At 61.9% G+C, this 13435-nt stretch carries 13 protein-coding genes; 9 read left to right on the top strand and 4 right to left on the bottom strand.

From position 1 onward, the window contains the following. The first annotated feature begins 34 nt into the window (after positions 1-34). Together dprA and ACQRBV_RS09025 are read left to right on the top strand one after the other, a co-directional pair. Positions 35-1129 carry a DNA-processing protein DprA gene (gene dprA, locus ACQRBV_RS09030; protein WP_411984859.1) on the top strand — a complete coding sequence of 365 codons (1095 nt, stop codon included), beginning with the start codon at positions 35-37 and terminating at the stop codon, positions 1127-1129. A gap of 54 nt (positions 1130-1183) precedes the next feature. Continuing rightward, complete coding sequence (locus ACQRBV_RS09025; protein WP_060756546.1) at positions 1184-1741, top strand: L-threonylcarbamoyladenylate synthase; 558 nt, start codon at positions 1184-1186, stop codon at positions 1739-1741. A gap of 131 nt (positions 1742-1872) precedes the next feature. Here ACQRBV_RS09025 and ACQRBV_RS09020 read toward each other — a convergent pair whose 3' ends face one another. Further along, positions 1873-2850: a quinone oxidoreductase family protein gene (locus tag ACQRBV_RS09020; RefSeq protein WP_060756545.1), complete on the bottom strand. Its 978-nt coding sequence runs from the start codon at positions 2848-2850 to the stop codon at positions 1873-1875. Between the two features lie 160 nt (positions 2851-3010). Between ACQRBV_RS09020 and hemF the strand changes: the two genes are divergently transcribed. Together hemF and aroE are read left to right on the top strand one after the other, a co-directional pair. Beyond that, on the top strand, positions 3011-3943 hold the full coding sequence (gene hemF / locus ACQRBV_RS09015) for an oxygen-dependent coproporphyrinogen oxidase (protein WP_060756544.1): 933 nt from the start codon (positions 3011-3013) through the stop codon (positions 3941-3943). Beyond that, entirely contained in the window at positions 3943-4761 is an 819-nt protein-coding gene (aroE, locus tag ACQRBV_RS09010) for a shikimate dehydrogenase (RefSeq protein ID WP_090367774.1), read from the top strand. Before hemF ends, aroE begins: the two co-directional genes overlap by 1 nt. A gap of 128 nt (positions 4762-4889) precedes the next feature. Here aroE and ACQRBV_RS09005 read toward each other — a convergent pair whose 3' ends face one another. From ACQRBV_RS09005 to betC, 3 genes are all read right to left on the bottom strand, one after another. Next, on the bottom strand, positions 4890-6458 hold the full coding sequence (locus tag ACQRBV_RS09005) for a SulP family inorganic anion transporter (protein ID WP_411984858.1): 1569 nt from the start codon (positions 6456-6458) through the stop codon (positions 4890-4892). A gap of 112 nt (positions 6459-6570) precedes the next feature. Continuing rightward, positions 6571-7485: a choline ABC transporter substrate-binding protein gene (gene choX / locus ACQRBV_RS09000; RefSeq protein ID WP_411984857.1), complete on the bottom strand. Its 915-nt coding sequence runs from the start codon at positions 7483-7485 to the stop codon at positions 6571-6573. Positions 7486-7503: 18 nt separating this feature from the next. Continuing rightward, entirely contained in the window at positions 7504-9018 is a 1515-nt protein-coding gene (gene betC, locus ACQRBV_RS08995; protein WP_411984856.1) for a choline-sulfatase, read from the bottom strand. A 103-nt stretch (positions 9019-9121) separates the two neighbouring features. Here betC and ACQRBV_RS08990 point away from each other — a divergent pair, with 103 nt between their 5' ends. The 5 genes from ACQRBV_RS08990 (at position 9122) to dgoD (ending at position 13382) form a co-directional block, all read left to right on the top strand. Further along, positions 9122-10072 (top strand): choline sulfate utilization transcriptional regulator, encoded by a 951-nt coding sequence (locus tag ACQRBV_RS08990; RefSeq protein WP_060756539.1) that lies wholly within the window; start codon positions 9122-9124, stop codon positions 10070-10072. Positions 10073-10102: 30 nt separating this feature from the next. Continuing rightward, positions 10103-10429: a DOPA 4,5-dioxygenase family protein gene (locus tag ACQRBV_RS08985; RefSeq protein WP_060756682.1), complete on the top strand. Its 327-nt coding sequence runs from the start codon at positions 10103-10105 to the stop codon at positions 10427-10429. Positions 10430-10603: 174 nt separating this feature from the next. Continuing rightward, the gene (locus ACQRBV_RS08980; RefSeq protein WP_104995094.1) at positions 10604-11563 is read left to right on the top strand and encodes a 2-dehydro-3-deoxygalactonokinase; all 960 of its coding nucleotides are present in this window, start codon (positions 10604-10606) and stop codon (positions 11561-11563) included. Between the two features lies 1 nt (position 11564). After that, on the top strand, positions 11565-12185 hold the full coding sequence (locus ACQRBV_RS08975; RefSeq protein ID WP_161548514.1) for a 2-dehydro-3-deoxy-6-phosphogalactonate aldolase: 621 nt from the start codon (positions 11565-11567) through the stop codon (positions 12183-12185). A 48-nt stretch (positions 12186-12233) separates the two neighbouring features. Beyond that, the gene (dgoD, locus tag ACQRBV_RS08970) at positions 12234-13382 is read left to right on the top strand and encodes a galactonate dehydratase (RefSeq protein ID WP_411984855.1); all 1149 of its coding nucleotides are present in this window, start codon (positions 12234-12236) and stop codon (positions 13380-13382) included. The last annotated feature ends 53 nt before the right edge of the window (positions 13383-13435 follow it).

Raw genomic sequence — 13435 nt, 5'->3', positions numbered from 1 at the left:
TTATCCACAGCTTGTTCCGGTCAAGGATGATCAGATGTATCCGATAAACAGTGATGAAATTTCGCCTGCCGAACTGGAAGCCCGACTACGCTTGCACAGGCTGCCGGAACTGGGCCCCAAGCGTTTTCGCATTTTGATCGAAGCGTTCGGCGGCGCTTCAAAGGCCATCAGCGCCCCCGCCAGTGCCTGGCGTTCCCTTGGGTTGCCGGCCATCAGTGCCGAGGCTCGGCGCAGCCCTGAAATCCGTGATGGCGCGAGTGCTGCCTTGGTCTGGCTAGCCCGCCCGGCCCAGCATTTACTGATGTGGGACCAGCCTGAGTATCCCGCGCTACTCGCCCAGATCGACGATGCCCCCCCGTTGCTGTTCGTTGCCGGTGACCCTGCAATCCTGGAAAAACCCCAGCTGGCGATGGTCGGCAGCCGTCGCGCTTCCCGCCCCGGCATGGACACGGCCGCCGCGTTTTCGCGCAGCCTGGCGAGTGCGGGCTTTGTTATCACCAGCGGCTTGGCGCTGGGCATAGACGGCGCGGCGCATCAGGCGGCATTGGAGGTGGGTGGCCAGACCATCGGCGTGCTGGGCACGGGCCTGGAAAATTTTTATCCACAGCGCCATCGAAAGCTCGCGGCGGCGATGATTGACCAGGGCAGTGCCGTAGTTTCCGAGTTTCCGCTGGATGCGGCGCCGCAAGCGGGTAATTTTCCCCGGCGCAACCGGATCATCAGCGGTTTGTCGCTGGGCGTGTTGGTGGTTGAAGCCAGCATGGCCAGCGGCTCGCTCATTACCGCACGGCTGGCGGCCGAGCAAGGACGCGAGGTGTATGCGATCCCCGGCTCCATTCATCATCCGGGTGCCAAGGGTTGTCACCAGTTGATCCGCGATGGCGCGGTGTTGGTCGAAACCATCGAGCACATTCTGGAAGGTTTGCGCGGTTGGCAGGCCCTGTCCCGTCCTGCCCCCGTGCCGGTCACCCATCCGCTGGTGGCGTTGCTGCATGCCGCGCCTCATACCAGCGAAGGCTTGGCGATTGCCAGCGGGCGGCCGTTATCCCAAGTGCTGGCGACGCTGACGGAGTTGGAGCTCGAAGGCCAAGTGATCTGCGAGAGTGGCCGCTGGCTCGCGCGCCCCTAGGTTTTGTAACGAAGATCGGTAAACTGCGCAGAGCTTTAGTCCGGAGAGTGAACAATGGTCAACAGGTGGCGTGTGCTGGAAGCCGCACGAGAAATTCGCGCAGGCGCGGTGATTGCCTATCCGACCGAGGCGGTCTGGGGCCTGGGCTGCGACCCGTGGAATGAAGAAGCGGTGGACCGGCTGCTGGCGATCAAGAACCGCTCGGTGGATAAGGGCTTGATCCTGGTGGCGGACAATATTCGCCAGTTCGATTTTCTCTTTGAAGATTTCCCGGATACCTGGATCGAACGCATGGCCAGTACCTGGCCGGGGCCGAATACCTGGCTGGTGCCCCACCAGGGCTTGCTGCCTGAATGGGTGACCGGTGTGCATGACACGGTGGCGGTACGGGTGAGTGACCATCCGCTGGTGCGGGATTTGTGCTCGCTGGTGGGGCCGTTGATTTCCACATCGGCCAACCCTCAGGGGCGCCCGGCGGCGCGCACGCGGCTGCGTGTAGAGCAATATTTCCGTGGCCAACTGGACGTGGTGCTGGGTGGCGCCCTGGGTGGGCGCAAGAACCCGAGCCTGATTCGTGATTTGGCGACGGGTGAGGTGGTGCGGCCGTCCTGAGGCCGAGGTGTGGCCATCGCGAGCAAGCCCGCTCCCACACTTGAGCGCGTTCCTTCAGTTGGAGTCCGATCAAAATGTGGGAGCGGGCTTGCTCGCGATGAGGCCCTCACAACCTCTACAGATCTATCGTCTTACGGCAACAGAATGGTCGACCCCGTCGTGCGCCGTCCCGACAATTCCGTTTGCGCTTTCGCCGCCTCAGCTAGCGAATAGCGCTGGTTGATATCAATGCGGACCTTGCCGCTCTTGATCATCGAGAACAAATCATCGGCCATTGCCTGCAGGTTCTCCGGGTTGTTGGCATAGGTCGCCAGTGTCGGACGGGTCACATACAGCGAACCCTTGGCCGCCAGGATCCCCAGGTTCACCCCATCGACCGCGCCCGACGCGTTACCGAAGCTCACCACCAACCCACGCGGTGCCACGCTGTCCAGTGAGGTCAGCCAGGTATCCTTGCCCACACCGTCGTATACCACCGGTACTTTCTTGCCGTCGGTCAATTCCAATACGCGCTGTGCGACGTTTTCCTTGCTGTAGTCGATGGTTTCCCAGGCGCCGAGGGATTTGGCCAGGGCGGCTTTTTCCGGCGAGCTCACGGTACCGATCAGCTTGACGCCCAGGGCTTTGGCCCATTGGCAGGCCAGGGAGCCCACGCCCCCGGCCGCGGCGTGGAACAGAATGGTTTCGCCGCCTTTGAGTTCATAGGTCTGGCGCAGCAGGTATTGCACGGTCAGGCCCTTGAGCATTGCGCCGGCAGCCTGTTCAAAGCTGATCTCGTCCGGCAGGTGCACCAGGTTGGCTGCGGGCAACACATGCAGTTGGCTGTAGGCGCCCAATGGGCCGCTGCCATACGCCACACGGTCGCCGACCTTGAATTGAGAGACTTCACTGCCGACCGCGTCGACCACCCCGGCACCCTCGGCGCCCAGCCCCGACGGCAAGGCTGGCGGCGCATACAGGCCGCTGCGGAAATAGGTGTCGATGAAGTTCAGGCCGATGGCCTCATTACGCACGCGAACCTGTTGCGGGCCCGGCTCTGCGGGCGTGTAGTCGACATATTCAAGTACTTCGGGACCGCCATGGGCGCTGAACTGGATACGTTTGGCCATCTGCACTTCTCCTTGAGATCGAATCGCGTGGCCTGCTATCGGACTCCTAAGCTTGATCTTCGTCAACTGCGACGCGCGTGGGTGCGGTGTTATCCTGTGCGCCCATTTGCCGCCGACGCCCGATGGCCTCGCGTAGCTTTGCCCGATTCAAGGTGATGCCATGACTACTCGCACTGAGGCTGTTAAAGCCTACCTGCTCGACCTGCAAGACCGCATTTGCAGCGCCCTGGAAACCTTCGAGACGGACACTCGCTTTATCGAAGACGCCTGGACCCGGCCTGCCGGCGGTGGCGGTCGCACCCGTGTGATTGCAGACGGTTCGGTCATTGAAAAAGGCGGCGTTAACTTTTCCCACGTGTTTGGCAGCGGCCTACCACCCTCTGCCAGTGCCCATCGCCCTGAGCTGGCCGGGCGAGGCTTTGAGGCGTTGGGGGTGTCGCTGGTGATCCATCCGCACAACCCGCATGTGCCGACGTCCCACGCCAATGTGCGCTTTTTCATTGCCGAAAAAGACGGCGAAGAGCCGGTATGGTGGTTCGGTGGCGGCTTCGACCTCACGCCCTACTATGGAAACGAAGAAGACTGCATCCACTGGCATCGCGTGGCCGAGCAGGCCTGTGCGCCGTTCGGCCCGCAGGTGTACTCGCGCTACAAAGCCTGGTGCGACACCTATTTTCATATCAAGCATCGCAACGAACCGCGCGGTATCGGCGGGCTGTTCTTCGATGACTTGAACGAATGGGACTTCGACACCTGCTTCGCCTTCATCCGCGCTATCGGCGATGCCTACATCGATGCCTACCTGCCGATCGTACAGCGCCGCAAGGCCATGCCCTACACCGAGCAACAGCGCGAATTCCAGGAATTCCGTCGCGGCCGCTACGTGGAATTCAACCTCGTCTACGACCGTGGCACCTTGTTCGGCCTGCAGTCGGGTGGGCGTACCGAGTCGATCCTGATGTCGCTGCCGCCGCAAGTGCGCTGGAGCTATGACTGGAAAGCCGAAGCCGGCAGCGAAGAAGCGCGGCTCACCGACTACTTCCTGCAAGACCGCGACTGGCTTGGCCTGATTGCGCCCAAGGCGGCTGTCTGATGGATCGGTATGTCGTATTCGGTAACCCCATCGGCCACAGTAAATCGCCGTTGATCCACCGTATGTTTGCCGAGCAGACCGGCGAGCAACTGGATTACAACACCTTGCTCGCACCGCTGGAGGATTTCTCCGGCTGTGCCCGTGAGTTCTTTGTGCAAGGACGGGGTGCCAACGTCACCGTGCCGTTCAAGGAAGAAGCCTACCGTCTGGCCGATACCTTGACCGAGCGCGCCCAACGCGCCGGTGCGGTGAACACCTTGAGCAAGTTGGCCGACGGCACCCTGCTGGGCGACAACACCGACGGCGCGGGTTTGGTGCGCGACCTGACGGTAAACGCCGGGTTGACGCTCAAAGGCGCGCGCATCCTGCTGCTGGGCGCCGGCGGTGCAGTCCGCGGGGCATTGGAACCGTTGCTGGCGGAACAACCGGCCTCGTTGATCATCGCCAACCGTACGGTCGAAAAGGCCGAATTGCTCGCGGAGCTGTTCGACGATCTCGGCCCGGTATCCGCCAGCGGTTTCGACTGGCTGCGTGAGCCGGTAGACCTGATCATCAATGCCACGTCCGCCAGCCTGTCAGGCGATGTACCGCCGATTGCCGGCAGCCTGATCGAACCCGGCAAGACCTTTTGCTACGACATGATGTACGCCAAGGAGCCGACCGCGTTCTGTCGCTGGGCTGCTGAACAAGGTGCAGCCGTGGCGATGGATGGCTTGGGCATGCTGGTGGAGCAGGCGGCGGAAGCGTTCTTCCTGTGGCGCGGTGTGCGCCCGGCTTCGGCACCGGTGCTGGCTGAACTGCGCCGCCAACTCATCTAGCTCCAATCTGATGTGGGCACCGCTACTGTGGGAGGGGGCTTGCTCCCGATTGCAGTGTGTCAGCCAAGAATGACTTGGCTGAACCACCGCTATCGGGAGCAAGCCCCCTCCCACATGTTTGACTGCGTTCAGTCTTCGAACTGGAGGGGGCAGTTGTCGGCCCCTTCCAGTTTCTTCAACTCTTCCACCACCTGCGGCCGGGCCCGGCGCAAGGTCAAGCTGCGTCCCAAGCCCCGCAATCGCCGTGCCTCCTGGTGCAGCATCTCCACGCCGGAATAGTCGATAAAGTTGATCTGCTGCGCCTCGATGACCACCCGCTGGCCATGCAGACTTTGCAGACGTACTTGCAGGTAATGGCTGGCGCCGAAGAAGATCGAGCCGCCTACCCGCAGCACATCTTCGTCGCCGTCACGCCACTGCTGGACGCGCGGTTGCGAGGTGCGCTTGAGGTAGAAAAACAGCGAGGCCAGCACCCCGGCATAAATCGCCGTTTGCAGCTCCAGCAGCAAGGTGGCGACGCAGGTCAGGCTCATCACCACAAACTCGGCCCGGCTCACCCGGAACAACGCACGAATGCCGCGATGGTCCACCAGGCCCCAGCAAATCAACAGAATGCTCGCGGCCATGCTCGGAATGGGGATGTGGGCGATCAATGCGGCGCCGAACAACGCGAACAGCGCCACCCACAGCGCGGAAAACACCCCCGCCAACGGCGAGCACGCGCCGGCTTCATAGCTGAGCCCGGAGCGGGTAAAGGAACCGGCTGACAAGTAGCCCGAGAAAAATCCGCCGACAATGTTGGATAAACCCTGCGCGCGGACTTCCTGGTTGGCGTCGAGCAATTGCTGTGAACGAGCCGACAAGGAGCGGGCTATCGACAGGCTGGTCACCAGCCCCAGCATCCCCACCGCCACTGCACTGGGCAGCAGGCGCAGCAGCAGATCGAGGTCCATCGGTAGCGGGCTGAATGGCGGCAGCTTGCCAACAAACGAACTGACCCGCGCGACATGCCCGAACATCGCCGGCCACAGCCAGACGGCCAGGCTGCCGAGGGCCAGGGCGATCAACAGCGTTGGCCAGCGTGGCACCCAGTATTTGAGCAACGCGCCCACCAACAAGGTGCCCAGCCCCAGGGCCAGTGACGCCTGGTCCCACTCGCCGCCATGGTCGATCAGTGCCAGCAGGCTATTGACTGCCGTGGCCTGGCTCGGCAAATCCAGGCCCAGCAGATTGGGCAACTGGCCCAGGGCAATCACCACGGCGGCACCCAGGGTGAAACCCAGTACCACCGAGTGAGAGACGAAATTCACCAGCGCGCCGAAGCGCAGCATGCCCAGCAGCCACTGGAAAACGCCGGCCAGGAATGTCAGCAGGAGGATCAAGGTGATGTAGTCCTGCGATCCGGGTATCGCCAAGGGGCTGATGCTGGCGTACAGCACGATGGAAATCGCCGCCGTAGGGCCGCAGATCAGGTGCCAGGAGGAGCCCCAGAGACAGGCGATCAGTACCGGGATGATTGCCGCGTACAGGCCGTATTCGGGCGGGAGACCGGCGATCAGTGCGTAGGCAATCGACTGTGGCAGGGCGAGGATTGCGCCGCTGAGGCCAACGACTGCATCTCGACCCATGCTGGCGCGGGTTTGGCGCGGGAGCCAGGCGAGAAAGGGAAAAAGTGTGTGGCGGTTGGGCCGGGGCATGAAAGGCTCGGTCTGTAGGTTTGGCGCAGAATATCAGCAGGCACCGATCCCTGTGGGAGGGAGCAAGTCGAATCGTCGCACCGCCCCTCCCACACTTGGATCGTGTTGGATGTCAGAGCCTGGCTTTGACAGCCGGCAGGGCCTCCTGGCCATCCGTGGTCTTCACGCCGTCGAGCCACTTGTCCAACACCGCTGGATTCGCCTTGATCCACGCCTTCGCCGCATCGGCATTGCTGACCTTGTTGTTGGCGACCTCGGCCATGATGCTGTTCTCCATCTCCTGGGTGAAACTCAGGTTGGTCAGCAGCTTCCCGACATTCGGGCAGGCCTGTGCGTAACCCTTGCGGGTCAAGGTATACACGCTGCCGGTGTCACCAAAATACTTCTCGCCGCCCTTGAGGTAGTGCATTTTCAATTGCACGTTCATCGGGTGCGGCGTCCAGCCGAGGAAGGTGACGAATTTCTGTTTTTTGACCGAGCGTGACACCTCGGCGAGCATCGCCTGTTCGCTGGACTCGATCAGCTTCCATTGGCCCAGATCAAAGTCGTTCTTCTTGATGATCTCCTGCAACGAGATATTCGCCGGTGCGCCGGAGCCGATGCCGTAGATCTTCTTGTCGAACTTGTCGGCAAACTTGTTCAGGTCGTTGAAGTCATGCACGCCGGCGTCCCACACGTAGTCCGGTACCGCGAGGGTGAACTCGGTGCCGTCGAGGTTTTTCGCCAGTTGCACCACATCGCCATTGGCCACGAATTTGTCATAGAAGCCCTGTTGTGCCGGCATCCAGTTACCCAGGAACACATCCACCTGGCCATCCTTGAGCCCGCCAAACGTGATCGGCACCGCCAGGGTGTCGACCTTGGGTTTGTAGCCCATGCCTGTCAGTAGAAAACCGGTGATGGCATTGGTGGCGGCGATATCGCTCCAGCCGGGATCAGCCATTTTCACCGTTTCACAACTGGTGTCTGCGTACACATTGGCGCTGGCGAGCGCCAGGATACCCAGTACTACCGTTAGCTTTTGCATGGCCTTCCCTCTGTGTCTTTATTGGTTTTGGCAGGGTTGTGGATAACGTGCCTTGCGCTCCAGGTCGTCGAGGTCGATATGGTTGCGCATGTACTGCTGACTGGCGTCTACCAGTGGCTGGTGATCCCAGCTCTTCAGCTTGCCCTGGGTCAGGGCTTCAAACACCAGGCGACGGCGGCGTTGGCTGGCGAGCACCTGTTGGTGGATCGCCGGGATGTCCCATTTGGCTCGCGCCTCGCTCAAGAACGCCTCGAACCGTGAGCGGTGCTCCGGCGACTGGCTGAGGTTCTCCCGCTCGTGCGGGTCGTTGTGCACATCGAACAGCAGACAAGGGTCGTCTTCGCTGTAGATGAATTTGTAGGCGCCACGGCGGATCATCATCAGCGGGCTGATGGTGCCTTCGGCCATGTATTCGCCGAACACTTCGTCGTGCCCGCCCTGCCCTTGCAAATGCGGCACCAGCGAGCGGCCGTCCAGCGGCAGGCGTGGATCCAGCTCGCCGCCGGCCAGTTCCACCAGGGTCGGCAGCAGGTCGGCGGTGGACACCGCGTGGGCCACGCGGCCGGCGGCGAATTGCCCCGGTGCCCAGACCAGCAACGGTACGCGGGCGGCCATTTCAAACCAATGCATTTTGTACCAGAGGCCGCGCTCGCCGAGCATGTCGCCGTGGTCGCCGGAGAAGATGATGATCGTATCCTCGGCCAGGCCGGTGTCTTCCAGGGTCTGCAAGAGCTTGCCGACATTGCTGTCGATATAGCTGCAAGCACCGAAATAAGCACGCCGCGCATCGCGGATCTTATCCACAGGCAGCGGCTTGTCCCACAGGTCATAGACCTTGAGCAGGCGCTGGGAGTGCGGGTCGAGATCGGCCTGGGGCGGGGTCGTCGGCAAAGGGATCTGGCTATCGTCGTACAGCTCCCAGAACGGCTTGGGAATGGTGTACGGGTCGTGCGGGTGAGTCATCGATACCGTCAGGCAGAACGGCTGATCGCCGTCCTCACGGATATGGTCAAACAGGTATTGCTGGGCTTTGAACACCACCTCTTCGTCGAAGTCGAGCTGGTTGGTGCGCACACACGGACCGGCTTGCAGTACCGAGGACATGTTGTGGTACCAGCTGGGGCGCACGTTCGGCTCATCCCAGTTCACCGCCCAGCCGTAGTCGGCGGGGTAGATGTCGCTGGTCAGGCGCTCCTCGTAGCCATGCAACTGGTCGGGGCCACAGAAATGCATCTTGCCCGACAGCGCGGTGCGGTAGCCGAGGCGGCGCAGGTAGTGGGCATACGTCGGTACATCGGCGGGGAAATCCGCCGCGTTATCGTAGGCGCCGATCTTGCTCGGCAGTTGGCCGCTGACCAAGGTGAAGCGCGACGGTGCACACAGCGGGCTGTTGCAATAGGCGGCGTCGAACACCACGCCTTGTGCGGCAAGGCGGCTCAGGTTCGGCAGCTTGATCGGGGACGGTGCGTAGAACGGCAACAGTGGCGCGGCCATTTGATCGGCCATGATGAAAAGAATGTTCTTGCGCTTCATGGGGCTTCGGCATTCCATAGGCGGTGTTTATGCGAATGAGCATGCAGCCCATGAAAAATTGGGTAAAGCCCATGAAATACAATGTCTAGGATAAGTACAGCTAATGTATGAAGCCCTCGGTGATCTATCCCTCGACCTGTTGCGCGTGTTCGAAGCGGCGGCGCGACATCGCAGCTTCACGGCGGCCGCCATGGAGTTGGGCACCACTCAACCGGCCATCAGCCAGCAGATCAAGCGGCTCGAAGAACAGCTGTCGATTCGCCTGTTTGATCGCATCTACCGTGGCATCGAATTGACCGACGCGGGTGCCCTGCTGTTCGAGCATGCCCAGGGTGGCTTGCAGGCCATCAACCAAGGCCTGAGCGCGATCACCCAGCAGGGCCAGCATGAAGTGCTGCAAGTGGCCACCGACTTCGCTTTCGCCGCTTACTGGTTGATGCCGCGCCTGCACCGCTTCCACCAGGCCAACCCGCAGGTCGATGTCAGCCTGGTCACCAGCGAACGTAACCACGCCACCTTGCGCAGTGATATCGATGTGGCGGTGCTGTTCGGCGACGGGCGTTTCAAGCAGGGCGACAGCCTGTGGCTGTTCAACGAAGAAGTGTTCCCGGTGTGTAGCCCGCAGTGGCTCAAGGAGCAGACCACAGCGCTGACCCTGGCGAATTTGCAGGATTTTCCCCTGCTGCACCTGCGTCAGGAGAACAACAGCCAGTGGTTCGACTGGAGCGGTGTGTTTCGCGAGTTAGGGATCACCACGGCACCCACGCCAGGCCAGTTGCGTTTCGACAACTACACACTGCTGATCCAGGCGGCGATTGCCGGTCAGGGCGTAGCCATCGGCTGGCGCCACCTGGTGGATAACCTGTTGCAGCAGAACTGGCTGTGCCGGCCGATCAGCGACACGGTGATCTCGCGTTTCGGTTATTACGTGGTGCAGCCCCAGCGCAAACGCCGGGGGCAGTTGATCGAGCGCTTTGTCGATTGGCTGCTGGCGGAGCAGGCCAGCAGCGCGCAGTCCCTGACCGGGCTGGCCCTGCCGTCGATTGCGGTCTAGGATCGGCGCACAGTGGACGCGGATTTCATCATGCAACGTATCAAGGGCTATCACGCCCATATCTACTTCGACGCCAGTACGATCGAGCAGGCGCGCACCCTGTGCGAAGACGCGGCCAAGCTGTTCCCGTTACGCATGGGTCGAGTGCACGAACGGCCGGTGGGCCCGCACCCGGACTGGAGCTGCCAATTGGCTTTCGAGCCGGAGTACATCGGTGTGGTGCTGCCGTGGTTGGCCTTGCACCGCGAGGGTCTGGTGGTGTTCCTGCACCCCGAAACCGGCGATGACCTGAAGGATCACACCGACTATGCGATCTGGATGGGGGCGATGCGCGAACTGGACTTGTCGGCTTTTTAACTTCCCCTATCAGATAACGTCTTGTTCCACTCCCCGCAAAAAGGGCAAACGGAGTAGGATTTATCTCGTCTCGTCTCACTATATGGGATTGATATTTATATATTGAGATATGCGCAAGCATAGGTTTATATTCGCCCATCAGCTTTTTTCATCACCACTCATTCAGGTGAAGCGATGCAGGCGCAATTGATCGCGCTCGATTGGGGCACCAGTTCCCTTCGTGCTTATAAACTCGGCCCCGCAGGTGTGGTGCTGGAGCAGCGCTCGCTGGCGTGGGGCATCATGCATTTGCCCAGCGAGCCCCGGGATATCGCGGGTGTGTACTGTCGTGATGGCTTTGAATTGGCATTCGATGCGGCGTGTGGTGACTGGCTCGATGCCCGGCCCGACCTGCCCGTGATCGCCTGCGGCATGGTCGGCAGCGCCCAGGGCTGGAGCGAGGCGGCCTATCGCAATACGCCAGTGAACGTCGCCAGCCTCGGCAACGCTCTGCATCGGGTACGCAGCTTGCGTGGAATCGACGTGCATATCGTGCCCGGCGTGATTGAGCAGGTCGGTCTGCCCAATGTGATGCGTGGCGAAGAAACCCAAGTGCTGGGCGTGCTGCAGGGGCTTGGCGCCGATGTTTTGATCGGCCTGCCCGGCAGCCATTCCAAATGGGTCGAGGTGGTCGAGGGGCGTATCACCCACTTCGACACCTTCATGACCGGCGAGCTGTTCGCGGTGTTGAGTAAACACAGCCTGCTTGGGCGTACCCAGCAAATATCCGAATACTTCCAGGCCGACGCTTTTGATCGGGGCGTGCAGGTGGCGCTCTCCAAAGATGGCCAACGCGGCGTGCTGTCGACGTTGTTCAGTGCGCGCACGCTCGGGCTGACCGGCGAGTTGGCGCCCGAACAACAGCCTGACTACCTGTCCGGTTTGCTCATCGGTCATGAACTGGCCGGCCTGCCGGTCGGCGCCAAACACCAACCCATCATCCTGGTCGGCGCCGCCGCCCTCTGCGCCCGCTACCAACGCGCCCTCGCCCTGTGCGGCTTCGACCACGTCAGCCTGGCGCAGGAAGCCACCGAGCGTGGCCTGTGGCAACTGGCGGTGGCCGCCGGGCTCACTCAACCTGCATTGGAGACCTGACATGCTCAAGCAAGCGCTCGCCCGCAACGGTTTGATCGCAATCCTGCGTGGCGTACGACCGGACGAAGCCCTGGCGATCGGCCAGGTGCTGTACCAGGCGGGGTTTCGTGTCATCGAAGTGCCGCTGAATTCGCCCGACCCCTACACCAGCATCCGCACGCTGCGCGATGGCCTGCCTGCCGATTGCCTGATCGGCGCGGGCACGGTGTTGACCCCGGAGCAGGTCGAGCAAGTGAAAGCCGCCGGTGGCCAGGTCATCGTGATGCCCCACAGCGATGCCAAGGTCTTGCGCGCAGCGAAAGCGACGGGCCTGTTCCTGTCGCCCGGTGTGGCCACGCCGACCGAAGCATTTGCCGCCCTGGCCGAAGGCGCCGACGTGTTGAAGCTGTTCCCGGCCGAGCAAATGGGCCCGTCGGTGATCAAGGCGTGGCTGGCGGTCTTGCCGACGGGCACGTTGCTGCTGCCGGTGGGCGGCATTACCCCGGACAACATGCAGGTGTTCATCGATGCCGGCGCCAAAGGGTTCGGCCTGGGTTCCGGGTTGTTCAAGCCGGGTATGACGGTGGATCAGGTCGCGAGCCGCGCCCAGGCGTATGTCGCCGCCTGGAACAGCCTGAGCTGACTCCAAGTTCCGCGCCCACGGGCGCTGCATCTATAAGAGAGATAACAGATGAAAATCACCAAACTGACGACCTTCATCGTCCCGCCGCGCTGGTGCTTCCTCAAGCTCGAAACCGACCAGGGCGTGACCGGCTGGGGCGAGCCTGTGGTTGAAGGCCGCGCCCATACCGTGGCGGCGGCCGTCGAAGAACTGTCCGACTACCTGATCGGAAAAGACCCGCGCAATATCGAAGACATCTGGACCGTGCTCTATCGCGGTGGTTTCTACCGTGGCGGCGCGGTGCACATGAGTGCGCTGGCCGGTATCGACCAGGCGTTGTGGGACATCAAGGGCAAGGCCCTCGGCGTGTCCGTCAGCGACCTGCTCGGTGGCCAGGTGCGCGACAAGATCCGCGTGTATTCATGGATCGGTGGCGACCGCCCGGCCGATACCGCCCGTGCCGCCAAAGAGGCGGTGGCGCGTGGCTTTACCGCAGTGAAAATGAACGGCACCGAGGAGTTGCAGTTCGTCGACAGCTTCGAAAAAGTCGACCTGGCCTTGGCCAACGTTGCCGCTGTGCGGGATGCGGTCGGCCCTAACGTGGGCATTGGCGTCGACTTCCATGGCCGCGTGCACAAGCCCATGGCCAAGGTGCTGATGAAGGAACTGGACCCGTACAAACTGATGTTCATCGAAGAGCCGGTGCTCAGTGAAAACTACGAAGCGCTCAAGGAACTGGCACCGCTGACCAGCACCCCGATTGCGCTGGGCGAGCGCCTGTTCTCGCGCTGGGACTTCAAGCGTGTGCTCAGCGAAGGCTATGTCGACATCATCCAGCCGGATGCGTCCCACGCCGGAGGCATCACCGAAACCCGCAAGATCGCCAACATGGCCGAAGCCTACGACGTGGCCCTTGCCCTGCACTGCCCGCTGGGCCCGATTGCCCTGGCGGCGTGCCTGCAACTGGACGCTGCGTGCTACAACGCGTTTATCCAGGAGCAAAGCCTGGGCATTCACTACAACGAGAGCAATGACCTGCTCGACTACGTGCGCGACCCGGGCGTGTTCGATTATGACCAGGGCTTCGTGAAGATACCCAACGGGCCAGGCCTGGGCATCGAGATCAACGAGGAATATGTGGTTGAACGCGCGGCCATCGGCCATCGCTGGCGCAACCCGATCTGGCGCCATGCCGACGGCAGCTTTGCCGAGTGGTGATTTCCAGCTAAATGTGGGAGGGGGCTTGCTCCCGATGGCGGTGAGTCAGTCAG

Origin of the sequence: Pseudomonas sp. R11F (genome assembly GCF_050312575.1) — a bacterium.
Classification (GTDB): Bacteria; Pseudomonadota; Gammaproteobacteria; order Pseudomonadales; family Pseudomonadaceae; genus Aquipseudomonas; species Aquipseudomonas palleroniana.
This window is presented reverse-complemented; position numbering and strand designations above follow the sequence as displayed.